The sequence below is a fragment of the Pseudoalteromonas sp. Of11M-6 genome (genome assembly GCF_022347905.1).
Lineage (GTDB): Bacteria > Pseudomonadota > Gammaproteobacteria > Enterobacterales > Alteromonadaceae > Pseudoalteromonas.
Map to the genome: position 1 here is coordinate 1 of NZ_JAKRFW010000011.1, position 18,042 is coordinate 18,042.

An 18,042-nucleotide genomic window follows, 5' to 3' on the forward strand; every position below is an offset into this window, starting at 1 on the left:
ACACATGAGAGCCTTGGTAACTTGCCTCCGGCGATTTACCGCACTAAGTTGGAAAACTCCAGTTTAGAGGTGTGCCATTAAAGGGGAAGTGGACAATACTAAGTTTTCGGCAATAAACTCCATACGCATTATTACCGTGTTATCAAGAGGCAAGCCAGGACGCATCGGTCCATTCATTAATAGGCATGCCGCAGTAATTATTGCAGCAATTAGATAAACAACAACAAATTTGGTTTTGTATTGATCCATTGGTTTTATGTCTGGATTAGAGTCCTTTGGTTCATCTTAAATCTATACCCAAAATTGGTAAAGCCTTAGTCTGAGTAGACACTATTTACTTGGTGAAAATTGAATAAACCTTGTCTTTAAACTATAGCGGTTAACCAGAGTTGTTAGGTCTACGCTCATGCTCTTGATATCAAAAGACTTGTAAATCATGGCTTATCTAGCTTTAATGGAGGAGTGGGGAGTTGAGTTCTCAATTAGAGGTCTTTAGCCATTTATTTTAAGATGAGGCAGGTGAATAGTAGTTCCTTAAATGATTTTAACTCATTAGGAAGAATTCCATAGACTTCAGTCAATATGAAACACTTGCTTGAAATGCGTAATCACTTACAACAATAAAAGGGAATGAAAAATGAACGATAATAATGAATACTGGGGGATGCCGCTAAATACATACTGTATGTTATTACATTTGAGCCAACTGGCGAGCTTTGTTGCTCCGGGACTAGGGCTTGTATTACCGGTGGTTATGTGGGCAACCAATAAGGATAAAAGCGAAACAATCGACCAACACGGAAAAGCCACTATTAATTGGTTAATTAGCTTAATCATCTATTCCATAATTTGCGGTATTTTAGTTTTTGTCGCGGTTGGTATTTTAGGGTTCGTTGTGTTAGCTATTCTTAATATTATATTTGCCATCATTGCCGCGATGAAAGCCAATAATGGGGAAGTATGGATTTATCCACTTAGCTTCAATTTTTTTAAGTAACCGGCACTTTGAATAGCGAAGCTCTGCAGTTGGAAGTGTTTACGTGCTGTCTAGAATTTAATAACACACCTCACTGTAGAGTAGTTGAAGCTAAAGTGTCTAAGCATTAGAAAGGAGTCACGGCAAATACAACCTGTTTGCCGTCTCCTAAGTCAAACTAACAGAGTTACGATTCACTTTCCTCTTCAGGGCATTGAGCTATCTGCTCGATATTGCCATTTTCATCTACTTGTTCAAGTTTCACTTTAAATCCCCATAAGCGATAGAGGTGCTTTATCACTTCTTGCTTTGAAGCGGCAAGTGGGATCCCGCCTTGCGGTACATACCTTAGCGTAAGTGAGCGATCTCCCCGTACATCGACGTCATAAACTTGAATATTAGGCTCATGGTTACTGAGGTTGTACTGCGCTGAAAGGGCACTGCGAAGTTGTTGATAACCCATTTCGTCGTGAATAGGGCCAACTTCTAAGTGCGGAGATTTTTGTTTGTCGACAATCGTAAAAAGCTTAAAGTCGCGCATGAGCTTTGGAGATAAAAATTGGCTGATAAAGCTCTCGTCTTTAAAATTTTGCATCGCAAAATGCAGTGTATCCAGCCAGTTGCTCCCCGCAAATTCCGGGAACCACTGTTTGTCTTCTTCCGTTGGGTTTTCGCATATACGGCGAATATCGACCATCATATTAAAGCCGAGCGCATAGGGGTTTATCCCAGAATAAAATTTACTATTGTATGGCGGTTGATACACAACATTGGTATGGCTTTGCAAAAACTCCAACATAAACGAATCACTTAGTTTTCCCTCGTCATATAAATGGTTCAAAATAGTGTAATGCCAAAATGTAGCCCAGCCTTCATTCATGACTTGAGTTTGTCTTTGCGGGTAGAAGTACTGTGATACTTTACGCACAATACGAATAATCTCGCGTTGCCAAGATTCCAACAATGGGGCATTTTTCTCGATGAAATACAGTATATTTTCCTGGGGTTCTGATGGGAAACGGGCACGGTTGTCGGTTTCTTCATCTTCACCTTTAGGAATGGTTCGCCATAATTCATTAACTTGGGACTGCAAATAATCTTCCCGTTCTTTTTGCCGTTTTTGCTCTTCAAACATAGAGATCCGTTGCGGCCTTTTATATCGATCAACGCCGTAATTCATTAATGCATGACAAGAGTCAATCAGGTTTTCTACCTCATCAATACCGTACTTTTCTTCACACTTGGCGACATAATTTTTAGCGAATACCAAGTAATCAATGATGGATGATGCGTCCGTCCAGGTTTTAAATAGATAGTTACCCTTGAAGAAAGAATTATGACCATAGCACGCATGCGCCATCACCAGTGCCTGCATAGGCATGGTATTTTCTTCCATTAAGTACGCAATACAAGGATTAGAGTTAATCACAATCTCGTAGGCAAGACCCATTTGACCTCGTTTGTAGGTTTGCTCAGTCTGGATAAATTTTTTACCGTACGACCAATGTGCATAACCAATTGGCATGCCAACACTTGAGTAGGCATCCATCATCTGCTCAGCTGTGATCACCTCAATTTGATTTGGGTAAGTGTCAAGTCTGTAATGCTCGGCTACACGAGCAATTTCCTGATGATAAGTATCAAGTAAATCAAAGGTCCAATCTGGACCATCGTCAATTGGCTGATATGTCATCGCGCAACCCTCCAAAAATTATGCCGCACTTTGCTTATTTTTGTTCTTCTTGAACAATTCTCTAAAGATAGGGTAAATATCTTCTACACCTCGAATGTGCTGCATAGCAAAGTTGTCAAAGGAGTTGGCTACTCCTTGATACTCCCGCCACAGACTTTGGTGTGCACGGGTCGTTATCTCTATATATGCATAGTAGCGGACAATTTTAAGTAGTTTGTTAGAGAGTATTTGGGTGCATTGTGGAGAATCATCTGCCCAGTTATCACCGTCAGAGGCTTGTGCTGCGTAAATATTCCAATCGCCTTGGGCATAACGCTCTTGAATTATTTCATCCATTAATTTCAGTGCACTAGAGACAATTGTGCCACCTGTCTCTTGCGAGTAGAAAAACTCTTGCTCGTCTACTTCTTTTGCTTGGGTATGGTGGCGGATATAGACTACCTCAATATCTTTATAAGTGCGGGTTAAGAACTGATAGAGCAAAATATAAAAACGTTTTGCCATGTCTTTGGTGGCTTGATCCATTGAGCCAGACACATCCATCAAGCAAAACATGACCGCTTTGCTGGTGGGGTGCGGACGCCTTTCGTAATTACGAAAGCGTAGGTCGTAATTGTCGATGAAAGGCACCGCGGCTATTTGCTCTTTTAGCACTTGGATCCGCAGTTCTATATCATTGATTTTTTGTTGAGGAGGAACCGGTTCAGCGAGCATATTCGCCAGTTCTTCCTCCAACTCCCTTAACTCTCGGCGTTTACTCGAGGTCATCGCAATGCGGCGTGCCATTGAGCCTTTTAAACTACGTACAATATCTAGGTTACTAGGCATACCATCATTACAAAAGCCAGCTCGGTGCGTTTTCAATTGCATTAATTTATCTAACTGGCTTTGTTGTAAATTGGGTAACTCCAAGTCTTCAAACAATAGGTCTAAGTATTCGTCTTTTGAAATAGAAAATACAAAGTCGTCTTGTCCTTCGCCTTGGTTACTTGCCTCGCCATCACCTGACCCACCACCTTGCCCAGAAGGAGGGCGCTGGATCCGATCGCCCGTTGAAAATTGATCGTTACCTGGGTGAATGAGTTCTCTGTCACCCCCTTTTCCCTGATGGAAAGTGGGCTCGCTGATATCTCGTTGTGGGATAGAAATGCTTTCGCCACTGGAGATATCAGTCACACTACGTTTGTTGATGGCCTCTGAAACCGCTTTCTTTATCTGCTTTTTGTAGCGGCGGATAAAACGTTGGCGGTTCAGAGTGCTCTTATTTTTGCCGTTAAGACGGCGGTCAATAAAATGCGCCATATAACACCCTCTTCATACTAACAAGTTACTGTGACTTTCTAACTCTTAAATACCATTCTGAAAGTAGGCGAACTTGTTTTTGGGTATAGCCTTTATCAACCATACGATTGACAAAGTCCTCGTGCTTCTTCTGATCTTCGGCAGAGGTTTTTGCATTAAACGAAATCACAGGGAGTAAGTCTTCGGTATTAGAGAACATTTTCTTCTCGATAACCGTTCTTAGTTTTTCATAGCTGGTCCATACTGGATTGTCACCATTGTGATGGGCTCTTGCTCTTAAAACAAAGTTGACTATCTCGTTACGGAAATCTTTGGGATTGGAAATACCGGCTGGCTTTTCAATCTTTTCCAGCTCGCCGTTAAGTGCGGCTCTATCAAACAGTTGGCCAGTATCTGGGTCACGATATTCTTGATCTTGGATCCAAAAATCTGCATAGGTAACATAGCGGTCAAAAATGTTTTGGCCGTACTCAGAGTACGACTCAAGGTAAGCTGTTTGTAGCTCTTTACCAATAAATTCGACATATTGCGGAATTAGATACCCTTTAAGGTGGCTTAGGTAGCGCTCTTGTACTTCTGCGTTAAATTGTTCGCGCTCAATTTGTTGCTCAAGTACATAAAATAAATGAACTGGGTTTGCTGCGACTTCACTGTGGTCAAAGTTAAACACACGAGAGAGGATCTTAAAGGCAAAGCGAGTTGAGAGGCCGCTCATGCCTTCGTCCACACCAGCGTAGTCTCTGTATTCTTGATAGGACTTAGCTTTTGGATCTGTGTCTTTTAAGCTTTCACCATCGTACACCCGCATTTTTGAATAGATACTGGAGTTCTCTGGCTCTTTAATCCGAGACAGTGCTGAAAACTTCGCTAAAGTTTCTAAAGTGCCAGGCGCACAGGGGGCTTCCCTGAGTTCACTATTTTCAATAAGTTTCTCGTAAATTTTGACCTCTTCGGACACGCGTAAACAATAAGGCACTTTAACGATGTAAACACGGTCTAAAAATGCCTCGTTGTTTTTATTGTTCTTAAAGGTTTGCCATTCAGATTCGTTAGAGTGAGCAAGTATTAGGCCGCTAAATGGTAGGGCGGAAATACCCTCCGTACCATTGTAGTTGCCTTCTTGGGTTGCAGTTAGTAGCGGGTGTAGCACCTTAATGGGTGCTTTAAACATCTCGACAAACTCCATCAAACCTTGGTTCGCAAGGCATAGCGCGCCAGAATACGCATAGGCATCGGGGTCATTTTGAGCGAAATGCTCCAGTTTACGGATATCTACTTTGCCCACCAGTGCTGAGATATCTTGGTTGTTCTCATCCCCAGGCTCCGTTTTCGCGATAGCAATTTGATCAAGAATGGAAGGGTAACGTTTTACGACCTTAAATTGCGTAATATCGCCATTGTACTCATGTAAGCGTTTGGTCGCCCATGGAGACATGATCGTTTTAATATAGCGCCCAGGAATGCCGTACTCTTTTTCAAGTAGGTCAGCATCTTCTTGTGGGCTAAACAAGCAAAGCGGGTGGTCATTAACGGGTGAGCCTTTTAAAGAATAAACCGGCACCTTTTGCATCAAATACTTGAGCTTTTCTGCGATAGACGATTTACCACCACCTACCGGGCCGAGTAAATAGAGTACTTGTTTGCACTCTTCAAGCCCCTGTGCGGCATGTTTGAGATACGATACGATTTGTTCGATGGCATCCTCCATACCGTAAAACTCATTGAAGGCAGGGTATCGAGCTATTACTCTATTCGAAAACAGCCTGCTAAGCCTGGCATCTTTCGACGTATCGATCATTTCTGGTTCGCCTATTGCCATCAGAAGTCGCTCAGGTGCGCTGGCATAGGCTGATTTGTCATTTTTACAAATTTCAAGAAATTCCGCGATGGTGTACTCTTCTTCTTGCGCGGCTTCATATCTGGCCTGATAATGTTCAAATATTGTCATAACGACCTCCAATAAGCTACTTGGTGTGGTTTGCGGATCACAGATTTGGAAAGGTTACTTAAAGCTTAGTCGCGATATGAAGAATACCCAAAAAAAACTAGATTTTTTATGTATTAATGTTGAGTTACAGACATAAAAAAGGGCGCTGTTGCGCCCCATTGTTGCATCAATACTGATAGTTGATGTTAAGCTAGGTTGCTGTTTGCGAAATCCCAGTTAACAAGTGCCCAGAAACCTTTAAGGTAATCAGGACGAACATTACGGTAATCGATGTAGTAAGCGTGTTCCCACAGGTCAACTGTGATGATAGGTGTAACACCTTCTTCAGTCAGCGGCGTTGCTGCATTTGAAGTGTTAACGATATCTAGAGAACCGTCAGCTAGTTGTACTAACCAAGTCCAGCTTGAACCAAAGTTGTTAACTGCTTTGTCGTTGAAAGCTTCTTGGAATGCTGCGAATGAGCCCCATTTTGCATTAATTAGTTCAGCAACTTTACCTGTTGGTTCGCCACCTGCATTTGGCGCAAGGCTGTGCCAGTAGAAAGTGTGGTTCCAGATTTGAGCAGCATTGTTGAAAACACCACCTTCAGAGCTACATACGATCTCTTCTAGTGATTTACCTTCAAAGTCAGTACCTTCGATAAGACCGTTAAGCTTTACAACGTATGTGTTGTGGTGCTTACCGTGGTGGAATTCTAGCGTCTCTTGAGAAACGTGCGGCTCAAGAGCATTTAGTGCATAAGGTAGTGACGGTAGTTCAAATGCCATATTAATCTCCATTTTTTGGTTGATTTGCCAATAACGCATACGAAAGGTAGCTAACATCAGCCCACTTTTCTATACCATTGGCCTATATAGTGATACTATAATTCCTGACTATTTTACTCAAGTTTTGGCAAACAGCAATGCGTGCCAGTGACTTAATGACTTATAATACACATTCTTTGTGAACATATGCCGAATAGAAGTCAAAGCGTAGAACATCGTGACAGGCGGTTATGCTTATTTTAGCCATGGCAGCTAAGGTTCTATCGCTGCTTAAAGTTTGGCATTATGAATGCAACAGGTGTTGTTAAGGTGAGTAGCAAGCTAAAACGCCGATGCTAAACTAAATATTGATAAGCATTGGATGAAACGTCATTTTGAGGTAACTAATGGAAACTATTGACAAGATTAAACAGCAGATCGAAGAAAATCCAATTATTCTATATATGAAAGGGTCGCCAAAACTCCCTAACTGTGGTTTCTCTTCGCAGGCATCTCAGGCTTTGATGGCGTGTGGTGAGCAGTTTGCTTATGTTGACATTTTATTAAATCCAGACATTCGTGCTGAACTACCGCATTATGCGAACTGGCCAACTTTCCCTCAGCTTTGGGTAGAAGGTGAGTTAATCGGTGGTTGTGACATCATCATTGAGATGTTCCAAAAGGGTGAGCTTCAACCTCTTATTACTGAAACAGCAGCTAAATATAAGAAAGACGAAGCAGCAGCGGAATAAGCTAACCGCTAATGGCAGAGTAGATACTCTGCCATGCTTTATTTTCTAAAAATCTTCTAATATCTTCCTACCTACTTTTCTTAGCAAGTCTTTTTGTCTGCTGTTTGGTTGAAAACCGGCAGTTCATTGAATTTAAGATATCTACACTTTCATTAACGCTATCCGCGCTTATCTAACTCAGAGCTACTCGCTTATTTTTATCAACTTAAGTTGACGTTAGCGTCAAGCTAAAAACGCTCTCTGTTTTGCATACCTATATAAACAGTGTAATAGAACGTGCTTCGGTATTGAGTTTTACAAAACTGAAAAAGTGAATAATTATTCATTTTTATAAACGTTTACGTTTACGTAAACGTTTATTCCTGGTTGTGTTTTGTTGCGTTTTTATTGGTGTGATACCGGTGTCATTTTACAAATTTATATTCACTATTTTCAAAGTGGCAAATTTATTACAGTTTTGGCTAACTTGTCTTACCAATGAGAAATATTCAAGTTTATGAATATGTATTCATATTTGTGTTGACTCTACTTTCAATCAAGGCTAATTTTGAATATCTGCCAGCATTTCGTCGTACCGTCATGGGCTGGCCGTTGTAGCAAGGGGAGGAGTCTATGTTATACGACTCAAAATTAGAAAAAGATAACTGTGGATTTGGCTTGATTGCGCATGTAAGCGGTCAGCCGAGTCACAAACTGATCCGTACAGCAATCACAGGTTTGGACCGCATGCAGCACCGAGGTGGTATTTCTGCAGATGGCAAAACCGGCGATGGCTGCGGACTGTTATTACAAAAACCGGATAGTTTTTTTCGCGCCGTCGCAGCTGAAAATGATTGGCATGTGGGCAAAAACTATGCGGTAGGTATGCTATTTTTAAATCAGGATCATGAGCTTGCAGCTGCGGCTGAGAAAGTGATCAGTGAAGAATTAGAAAAAGAAACACTGACGCTCATTGGTTGGCGTGAAGTACCCACCGATCCATCTATGTTAGGTCCTATCGCTAAAGCACAATTACCGCAGTTTAAACAGGTTTTTGTCGGTGCGCCTGAAGGGTGGCGTCCTAAAGATTTAGAGCGTCGTCTATATATAGCAAGACGACGCATCGAAAAGCGTTTAGAACAAGATGAGCAGTTTTATATTTGTAGTTTGTCTGGTTTAGTGACTATCTACAAAGGCTTAATGATGCCGGCGGATTTACCGAATTTTTATACGGATCTTGCTGATATGCGGATGACCAGTGCGATTTGTGTATTCCATCAGCGCTTTTCAACCAATACACAGCCTCGATGGCCGTTGGCGCAACCGTTCCGCTATTTAGCTCACAATGGTGAGATCAATACTATTGAAGGTAACCGTCAGTGGGCGAGAGCACGTGCTTACAAGTTCGCGTCACCGTTGTTACCAGACTTGCAAAATGCGGCACCGTTTGTCAATGAAACGGGTTCTGACTCGTCTAGTTTAGATAACATGCTAGAGCTATTTTTAGCTGGTGGCATGGACTTATTCCGCGCTATGCGTATGTTAGTGCCACCTGCATGGCAGAAAAATCGTGCCATGGATGAAGACTTACGCGCATTCTATGACTTTAACTCCATGCATATGGAACCGTGGGATGGCCCAGCTGGCATCGTGATGTCTGATGGGCGCTTTGCTGCGTGTAATTTGGACCGCAACGGTCTTCGTCCTGCCCGCTATGTGATCACGCAAGACGGCTTTATTACGCTTGCCTCGGAAGTGGGCATTTGGGATTACGCGCCAGATGAAGTTATAGAAAAAGGTCGCGTGGGTCCAGGTGAATTACTGGTGGTTGATACCTTACATGGCAAGATTTGGCAGTCCGATGAAATCGATCAAGACTTGAAATCCAGACACCCGTACAAAACTTGGCTTGAGCAAAATGTTAAGCGTTTAACGCCATTTGAAGCGCTAGATGAGAAAGCAGCTGGCAAGCGCGATCTTGACGACGAAACTTTGCTGACCTATCAGAAGCAGTTTGGTTATACCAATGAAGAGCTCGACCAAGTGATCCGCGTAATGGGCGAAAACGGCCAAGAAGCAACCGGCTCAATGGGTGACGATACGCCATTTGCAGTGCTATCTGAAGGACACCGTTCGATATTTGACTACTTCCGCCAGAAGTTTGCTCAGGTCACGAACCCGCCAATCGATCCATTACGGGAAAATCATGTAATGTCACTGGCGACTTGTATTGGTCGTGAGCAAAACGTTTTCAACGAAACCACAGGTCACGCTAAACGTTTGCAATTTGCCTCGCCAGTATTGACTTATTCTGACATGCAGCAGCTATTAGCCGCCGATGATGACCATTACTGTGCGTGTAAAATTTCATTGATTTACGAGATTGAAGAGTCATTGCAAAATGCAATCAAGCGCATTTGTGATGAAGCCGTTGCAAAAGCAGGTTCTGGGTGCGTGATGTTAGTGCTCAGTGACCGAGAAATCGCTGCAGGTAAACAAGTTATCCCAGCGGCGATGGCCGTGGGGGCAGTACAAAGACGACTAGTGGATGGCAACCAGCGTTGCGACACCAATATTTTGGTTGAAACAGGTAGTGTTAGAGATCCGCACCAGTTTGCTGTTTTGTTAGGTTTTGGCGCAACAGCGATTTATCCTTATCTAGCCTACGAAACCCTTGTTGCAATGTGTGATAAGAAGATCATTAAAAAGTCTTACCGCGAGGTGACTTTGTCTTATCGCGGCGCGATTAACAAAGGTTTATACAAAATCATGTCGAAGATGGGGATCAGTACCATTGCTTCCTATCGTTGTTCGATGTTGTTTGAAGCCGTCGGTTTATCCGATGAGGTGGTTGAATTGTGCTTTAAAGGAGTTGCAAACCGTATTAAAGGTGCGTGTTTTGACGATTTTGCCTTGGAGCAACAACAACTCAATAAATTGGCATTTAGCAAGCGTAAACTACTATCACACGGTGGATTATTAAAGTATGTGCATGGTGGTGAATACCATGCGTATAACCCAGATGTCGTGCAAACTTTGCAGACCGCTGTTCGTTCGGGTAACTATCAAGACTACGTTAAATACGCGGAGCTGGTAAATAACCGCCCAATTACAAATCTGCGAGATATGCTTAAGCTTAATACGGCGCAACAAGCAATCGACATCAATGACGTTGAGCCTGCTACCGAGCTCTACAAACGTTTTGACTCAGCTGCGATGAGTATCGGTGCATTATCACCAGAGGCACACGAGGCGTTAGCAATTGCGATGAATCGCCTCGGCGGTTGCTCTAACTCTGGTGAGGGTGGTGAGGATAAGCTACGTTTTGGTACAGAAAAGAATTCGCGTATTAAGCAGGTTGCTTCTGGCCGATTCGGTGTGACACCACATTATTTGCGTTCAGCTGACGTTATTCAAATCAAAGTTGCGCAAGGGGCAAAGCCGGGCGAGGGTGGTCAGCTTCCAGGTGAAAAAGTCACCCCTTATATCGCGAAGCTACGCTATTCGGTTCCTGGTGTTACTTTGATTTCGCCGCCGCCGCATCACGATATTTATTCGATCGAAGACTTAGCTCAGCTTATTTTTGACCTCAAACAGGTCAATCCTGAAGCGATGATCTCGGTCAAACTGGTTTCAGAACCCGGTGTCGGCACGATTGCGACTGGTGTTGCTAAAGCGTATGCCGATCTCATTACCATTGCCGGTTATGATGGTGGTACTGGGGCGAGTCCGCTGACATCGGTAAAGTATGCAGGTAGCCCGTGGGAGCTCGGCCTTGCTGAAACACAACAGGCGTTGGTTGAAAATGGTCTACGCCACCGCATTAGGTTGCAAACAGATGGCGGCTTAAAGACCGGATTAGATATTATTAAAGCTGCAATTTTGGGTGCTGAGAGCTTTGGTTTTGGTACCGGCCCTATGGTTGCGCTTGGCTGTAAATACCTGCGGATCTGTCACCTTAATAACTGTGCAACCGGTGTTGCTACGCAAGATGATACGTTGCGTCAAAAGCATTATCACGGATTGCCAGAAATGGCGATGAACTACTTTAAGTTTATTGCGCAAGAGGCTCGTGAACTGATGGCCGCTTTGGGAGTCACAAAACTCACCGATTTGATTGGTAGAACGGATTTACTTGAAGCCATTGAAGGTAATACTGCGAAGCAGAAAAAGCTCGACTTAAGTCCGCTTCTAGCGAAGCCGAACAATCCGTCAAATGAAGCGCTGTATTGCACCCATACTAATCCATCACATTACAGTGGTGCGTTGAACGAAAGCTTACTAGCGAAAGCGAAGACGGCAATCGATGAAATGACAGGTATCTCGTTGGTGAGTCGTATATCCAATACGGATCGCTCTATCGGTGCAATGCTGTCTGGTTATATCGCGAGCAAGCATGGTAACCAAGGTATGGCAGCAGATCCAATCGCACTTGAGTTACATGGTACAGCAGGGCAATCGTTTGGGGTGTGGAATGCGGGTGGCCTTGAAATGACATTAGTCGGTGATGCTAACGATTATGTTGGTAAAGGGATGGCTGGTGGAAAGCTAGTCGTGCGTCCTCCTGTTGGCTCAAGCTTTGCCTCTCATCAGGCGGCTATCATCGGTAACACCTGTTTATATGGCGCGACCGGCGGCAAGTTGTTTGCAGCAGGTCGAGCTGGGGAGCGCTTTGCTGTGCGGAATTCGGGTGTACAAGCGGTTGTTGAAGGGCTTGGTGATAATGGCTGCGAATACATGACGGGAGGCGTGGTGTGTGTGCTTGGTCAAGTTGGCGTTAACTTTGGCGCAGGCATGACCGGTGGTTTTGCCTATGTACTTGATGAAGAAAGTGATTTTGATAAGCGGATCAACCCTGAGTTGGTCGAGCTGGTAGACCTCAAAGCGCTGGCATCGCACCAAGAACATCTACGCGGTTTAATTGCAGAGCATTTAGATTTAACGAGCTCAACTCGAGCTGAGCAGATCTTAGCTAACTTTGAGTTGTATTTGCCAATGTTTACATTGGTAAAGCCAAAGTCGAGCGATTTAAACAGTTTACTTGGCCACCGAGCGCGTAGTAGCGCTGAGCTAAGAATTCAGGCGCAGTAGGAGAGAGCAATGAGCGAGAACGTTTACCAATTTATCGATGTACAACGTGTAGATCCGCGCAAAAAGCCTATTTCTACGCGTAAGCAATCTTTTGTTGAAATTTATGAGCCATTTTCTGAGCAGCAAGTTCATTCGCAATCCGATCGTTGTTTAGATTGTGGTAATCCGTATTGTGAATGGAAGTGTCCAGTTCACAACTATATTCCGCAATGGCTCAAACTTATTCGTACCGGCAGAATCATTGAGGCAGCGGAGCTATCTCACCGTACCAATAGTTTGCCTGAAGTGTGTGGTCGAGTATGTCCGCAAGATAGGCTTTGTGAGGGGTCGTGTACGCTGAACGAAGAGTTTGGTGCAGTGACTATAGGAAATATTGAAAAATATATTACTGATACGGCGTTTGCACAGGGCTGGAAGCCTGATCTTTCTTACGTTACTTGGACTGATAAGAAAGTCGCAATCATAGGCGCGGGTCCGGCAGGGCTTGGCTGTGCAGATATTCTAGTGCGAAACGGCGTGCGCCCTGTGGTGTATGATCGTAACCCAGAGATTGGTGGCTTGCTGACCTTTGGGATCCCGTCATTCAAATTAGAAAAATCGGTAATGGAAAACCGTCGCGAGATTTTCACCGAAATGGGCGTTGAGTTTAAACTCAATACCGAGGTTGGTCGTGATGTCTCAATGGACGAGTTATTGTCGCAATACGACGCCGTATTCTTAGGTGTGGGGACGTACCAAAGCATGAAAGGTAATCTTGCAAATGAAGATGCCGATGGTGTTTATGATGCGCTACCATTTTTGATTGGTAACACCAACCGAGTTATGGGCTATGACGAAAGTCAGCATAACTATGTGAACATGGCTGGTAAGCGCGTGGTGGTACTAGGTGGTGGTGACACAGCGATGGACTGTGTTAGAACGTCAGTCAGACAAAATGCGCAATCCGTGATCTGTGCTTATCGTCGTGATGAAGAAAACATGCCAGGCTCAGTTCGAGAAGTTAAAAATGCCAAAGAAGAAGGGGTTGAATTTAGATTCAATTTACAGCCGGTTGGTATTGAAATTGATAGCTCAGGCAAAGTCACGGGCGTTAAAATGGTGAAAACACAATTAGGTGAACCTGACAAAAATGGTCGCCGTAGTGCTGAAACCGTGGAAGGCTCTGAGCATACACTAGAAGCCGACGCGGTGATCATGGCATTTGGTTTTAAGCCTCACAACCTTGATTGGTTAGCACAATACGATGTCGCAATAAATCACTGGGGCGGTATTGTTGCACCAGAAAAAGGCGCATTTACACATCAAACAAGTAATCCTAAGATCTTTGCCGGTGGCGACGCGGTACGAGGTTCTGATTTAGTGGTAACGGCGATTTTTGAAGGCCGCAACGCTGCTGAAGGCATTTTGGATTATTTAGAAGTTTAACGCTTTTGTCGTTCACAAACCCCAACTACATTCGTTGTAGCTGGGGTTTTTTTATTTGAATTTTGCGTAGGGACTGTTTATCTTTTAAGTTTGTTTTTGCAGCAGTTTGATTGGTGTTTATACAAGGCAGAGTCTGCGTAGCATAGTTGTTCTATGTGAGTCAGGCGATAACACAGTAGAAATGCCAATCAAGCGCTGCCCTTTGGGTTCACCTGAGTGTGCTTTGTTCATTGTTGCTCAACTTTTACCTAGATTACTAGGCGGCAAGTTGAGCGTCGCGACCAAAACGCACTCAGAAGAACAAAAGTCAAACAGCAAAGGTCAACAGGCCCTTGTTAGCCACTAACTTAATTTTACTCAACATATATTTATCAATAGTATTAAGGAAAGATCATGAATGAAACAATAAACTCAGGCGCTGATGCGGTCACTGCAAAGATAGCGAGCTTAAGCGATTGGCGTGCAGTGGTATTGCAGCAGGTCAGAAGTCTGATCCTAAGTGTTGATAAAGAGGTAGAAGAAGATATCAAGTGGCGTAAGCCAAGCAACCCAACAGGAGTGCCTGTCTGGTCAAAAGCTGGCATGATCTGCACGGGCGAAGTATACAAAGATAAGGTCAAACTTACCTTTGCATACGGTGCAAAGTTTGAAGATGAGCACCAGTTATTCAATACAGGGTTTGCTGGTAACACTAGACGGGCGATTGATATAAAACAGCAGGACACCATCAATGAAGCCCATTTCTGTACATTGATCCGCGCAGCGATTCGGTATAACGCTGCGCGTTAATCAACAGGTGCAATCCGCCTGATAACGGCTAAGCACTTTGTACTTGTAGTAACTCCTTGGCACTCGCTCTTGTCGTGTCACTTATTTTATCTCCACCAATTAACCTTGCTATTTCATCAATGCGTTGGCTTTCTGCCATTGGGGTCATTTTGGTAAAGGTTTCGCCATGTTCTACCCGTTTTGCGACAAAGAACTGGTTATGACCACTGCATGCCACTTGCGGTAAATGGGTAACACAAATAACTTGCGTGGACTGGCCAAGCTGACGTAGCAATTTACCTACGGTTGCAGCCGTTGGACCTGATATCCCTACATCAACTTCATCGAAAATCAAAGTGGGTGTCGTAACGCGTGTTGCGATAATCACTTGAATGGCTAAGCTTATCCGAGATAGTTCACCACCCGAGGCAACTTTGCCCATAGGCTGTAAAGGTTGGCCTGGGTTAGTAGAGACGTAAAATTCAATGTGGTCATACCCAAGCGGGCTCGGTTTAGCGCCAAGATTAGGCGTTAACTGGATCTCAAATTGACCATCACCCATCGCAAGCTCTTTCATACTTGCAGAAATACGTTCGTTAAGAGATGCACTGGCTTGCTGGCGGCTTTGACTTAATCCTTGTGCAGCTTGGTTATAAGCGTTGATGGCTTCAGCAATTTCCTCCTCTAACGCATCCAGTCGTGCAGAATCAGAGCTAATAGACTCAAGCTCGTGTTGTAGTGCTTGATGGTGCTGATATAGCAATTCTGGCTGAACTTGATGCTTTCTGGCTAAATCTAGGGCTTGAGAGAGTCTATCTTCTAGCTCTTGTAGTCGCATCGGATCTTGTTCGACTGAGTCAGAATAACTGCGGATCTCTCTACTGGCTTCTTCCACTTGTACTGCTGCCTCTTCAAGCACTTGCGCAATATTCTCAAGGGTTTTATCAAAACTGGTGAGTTCAGAGAACACTTGTGCACTTTGTTGTAGTTGCGATAGCACAGTCTGCTCGTCATTTTCATAAAGGCGAGAGAGCTCACGGTGGCATTGTTCTAAAATGGTTTGGCTATGGCTTAGGCGTGAATGTTCGGTCTCAATATCTTCATATTCGCCTTCTTGTAGGGCAAACTCGTCAAGCTCCGCTACTTGGTACTCAAGAAGTTGTTTTTTTGCGGCTTGTGCCTGCTGTGACTTTTGTAGTTCGGCATATTCTTTTTGCAGTTTATGGTAGTGATTATATTGCCCCTTAACTGCTTGTAACAAAGTCGTGTGGTTAGCATAGGCATCTAGCAAGTGCAGTTGATATTCTGGCTTTAGCAGTAGCTGATGGGCGTGTTGTCCATGGATTGCAATAAGATGTTGGCCTAACTCTTTTTGCTGGCCAGCAGTAACAGGGGAGCCATTGATGTAGCTTTTACTACGCCCACTTTTACTAATAACACGACGAAGAATACATTCATTCTCTTCGTTATCTAGCATATGCTCCGTTAGAAAGCGTTTGGCAGCTGGGAGATTTGAAACATCAAACTGAGCAGAGATATCCGCTTTGTCGGTACCTGGACGAATAGCAGAAGGATCAGCGCGCTCACCGAGACATAAAGAAAGCGCATCAATTGCAATGGACTTACCTGCGCCTGTTTCACCTGTAATTGCGGTCATGCCACAATGCCAGTCAGTATTTAGCGCACTAACAATAGCAAAATTTTGAATATTTAAAGCTAAAAGCATACTGTACACCCTAACAGAGAATTACTGTTAATTTATACAGTATTTTGTTGTTTAGCAACTCAAATTAAAAAATTCTGCTAAAAATAATAGCAAGATTAACCGACGGCATGCTCTTTTACTAAGGCTGCTGCTTGCTTTTGTTGGTTGGTTGGCTCTGAGCTAGTTAGTTCTGGTGAGTCTAATACATCTTCATCTTGCTGTTGTGCTGGTGTTTCAGGTGTTTGAATGCGAGCAATGAGGGCCGGGAGCATCTCGCGATAGAAATCGCGATTATAGGCAATGCCTGCCGTGGGTAATTCGGCAACAAAATATTGTAATTGCTCAGCAAGCAAATCCATATTGCCATTTGAGCGACACTTGTTAAGCTCGTTTGTCACTGAATAGATAAATAACTCAGACACTTTTTCCAGTTGCGCTAAGTTTTCTTCCGAGTGGGCTTGAACGACAAAAAAGTTGCCAACAATTGCATTGATCTGCGGTGCGTATTTTGGCCTTAAAATCTTCGCTTCGACGAATTCAGCAACTTTAAGTTTAAAGTTGCTACTAATCACTTTTAAACGATCGTTAAAGGCTTTTTTTTCCGCTTCACGGGCTTTTCTTCTATTATTTTCAATCACTAAATACACTGAAAGTATAGTGATAAGCAGCGCCAATGTGAAAAATACAACGTAAGCCATTTTATTGTTATTTACCTAAATTAGAAAAATTAACCAAGGTTATTTTGCGTAACTTTGCGTGCTTAGTAAAGCCTACTGCCCCAATTTAATTTCTGTCTAAGAACATTGTAGTAGGAGTAGCATTTAGGGTGGATCAATCTTAGTCTTTTTTCCGCTTTTTTGATGATAACCTCGTCGCCAGGTAGCACAGCCAGTACAACATGGCTGTCACAACTTACTTGTAAGCTGTCGGTGTTTTCTAGACTTAACTTAAGTTTGACTTCTTTTTCTGCATCCACCACTAAAGGCCGGCTGGATAAGGTATGCGGAAACATAGGCACCAAAGAAATAGCGTCGAGTTCTGGGGTTAAAATAGGCCCGCCACCAGAAAGCGAGTAAGCGGTTGACCCCGTCGGTGTCGAGACAATTAAACCGTCTGAGCGCTGGGAAAATACAAAGTCGTCGTTGATAAAGGCCTCAAATTCAATCATATGAGCAACCTTATCAGCGTGTAATACGGCTTCGTTCATTGCTAAATTTGCGCTTTTAAGTTGGTGATGTCGATATACTGCCACCTCTAACAGAAATCTCGATTCTTCAATAAATTGGCCGCTTAACACCGCTTCTAGCTGCGCTTCAAAGCCTTCGGGGTTCAAATCTGTCAAAAAGCCTAAGTTACCGCGGTTAACCCCAATCACGGCGACATCAAAACGAGCCAGTACTCTTGCCGCACCAAGCATGTTACCGTCACCACCAACAACAATAGCAAGATCGCAGCGTTTACCTAGTTCAACTAACTCGACAACAGCGTCTTCGTCTAACGACTTTATTTGCTCCGCAACGCGATCTTCTACGAGTACTTCATATCCTAATGCTTGCAAAAATGTGTAGAGTCGTTGTAAGGTCGTCCCCGCGCCTTCGTGGTTGGGTTTGCCAATTAAGCCGATGGTGTTAAACGTGGTCGTCATTCAGTCATTTGT

Annotated in this window: 12 protein-coding genes; 5 read left to right on the top strand and 7 right to left on the bottom strand. The window is 43.6% G+C overall.

Annotated elements, in window-relative coordinates:
* Nucleotides 1-637: 637 nt before the first annotated feature.
* The gene (locus tag MHN32_RS07400) at nucleotides 638-997 is read left to right on the top strand and encodes a DUF4870 domain-containing protein (RefSeq protein WP_211868524.1); all 360 of its coding nucleotides are present in this window, start codon (nucleotides 638-640) and stop codon (nucleotides 995-997) included.
* Between the two features lie 166 nt (nucleotides 998-1,163).
* Here MHN32_RS07400 and MHN32_RS07405 read toward each other — a convergent pair whose 3' ends face one another.
* From MHN32_RS07405 to MHN32_RS07420, 4 genes are all read right to left on the bottom strand, one after another.
* A complete protein-coding gene (locus MHN32_RS07405; protein ID WP_010606429.1) occupies nucleotides 1,164-2,669 on the bottom strand; it encodes a SpoVR family protein in 1,506 nt (501 codons plus the stop codon).
* An 18-nt stretch (nucleotides 2,670-2,687) separates the two neighbouring features.
* A complete protein-coding gene (locus MHN32_RS07410) occupies nucleotides 2,688-3,971 on the bottom strand; it encodes a YeaH/YhbH family protein (RefSeq protein WP_237116932.1) in 1,284 nt (427 codons plus the stop codon).
* A 25-nt stretch (nucleotides 3,972-3,996) separates the two neighbouring features.
* Nucleotides 3,997-5,919, bottom strand: coding sequence for a PrkA family serine protein kinase (locus tag MHN32_RS07415; protein ID WP_010606431.1), 1,923 nt, complete (start codon nucleotides 5,917-5,919; stop codon nucleotides 3,997-3,999).
* A gap of 185 nt (nucleotides 5,920-6,104) precedes the next feature.
* Nucleotides 6,105-6,686 carry a Fe-Mn family superoxide dismutase gene (locus MHN32_RS07420; RefSeq protein ID WP_010375405.1) on the bottom strand — a complete coding sequence of 194 codons (582 nt, stop codon included), beginning with the start codon at nucleotides 6,684-6,686 and terminating at the stop codon, nucleotides 6,105-6,107.
* Nucleotides 6,687-7,072: 386 nt separating this feature from the next.
* Here MHN32_RS07420 and MHN32_RS07425 point away from each other — a divergent pair, with 386 nt between their 5' ends.
* The 4 genes from MHN32_RS07425 to MHN32_RS07440 all read left to right on the top strand — a co-directional run bounded on the left by MHN32_RS07425 (nucleotide 7,073) and on the right by MHN32_RS07440 (nucleotide 14,701).
* Nucleotides 7,073-7,417 (top strand): Grx4 family monothiol glutaredoxin, encoded by a 345-nt coding sequence (locus tag MHN32_RS07425; protein ID WP_239421406.1) that lies wholly within the window; start codon nucleotides 7,073-7,075, stop codon nucleotides 7,415-7,417.
* 612 nt (nucleotides 7,418-8,029) lie between these two features.
* Nucleotides 8,030-12,487, top strand: a complete 4,458-nt coding sequence (gene gltB, locus MHN32_RS07430) for a glutamate synthase large subunit (RefSeq protein ID WP_239421407.1) — start codon at nucleotides 8,030-8,032, stop codon at nucleotides 12,485-12,487.
* Between the two features lie 9 nt (nucleotides 12,488-12,496).
* Complete coding sequence (locus MHN32_RS07435) at nucleotides 12,497-13,912, top strand: FAD-dependent oxidoreductase (RefSeq protein ID WP_206471603.1); 1,416 nt, start codon at nucleotides 12,497-12,499, stop codon at nucleotides 13,910-13,912.
* Between the two features lie 393 nt (nucleotides 13,913-14,305).
* Nucleotides 14,306-14,701, top strand: coding sequence for a DUF1801 domain-containing protein (locus MHN32_RS07440; protein WP_010606434.1), 396 nt, complete (start codon nucleotides 14,306-14,308; stop codon nucleotides 14,699-14,701).
* A gap of 28 nt (nucleotides 14,702-14,729) precedes the next feature.
* Here the strand turns inward: MHN32_RS07440 and recN are convergent, their stop codons facing one another.
* From recN to nadK, 3 genes are all read right to left on the bottom strand, one after another.
* Nucleotides 14,730-16,406, bottom strand: a complete 1,677-nt coding sequence (gene recN / locus MHN32_RS07445) for a DNA repair protein RecN (protein WP_174168587.1) — start codon at nucleotides 16,404-16,406, stop codon at nucleotides 14,730-14,732.
* Between the two features lie 95 nt (nucleotides 16,407-16,501).
* Nucleotides 16,502-17,083, bottom strand: a complete 582-nt coding sequence (locus MHN32_RS07450) for a hypothetical protein (RefSeq protein ID WP_239421408.1) — start codon at nucleotides 17,081-17,083, stop codon at nucleotides 16,502-16,504.
* Between the two features lie 62 nt (nucleotides 17,084-17,145).
* On the bottom strand, nucleotides 17,146-18,030 hold the full coding sequence (gene nadK, locus MHN32_RS07455; protein ID WP_045990546.1) for an NAD(+) kinase: 885 nt from the start codon (nucleotides 18,028-18,030) through the stop codon (nucleotides 17,146-17,148).
* Between the last annotated feature and the right edge of the window lie 12 nt (nucleotides 18,031-18,042).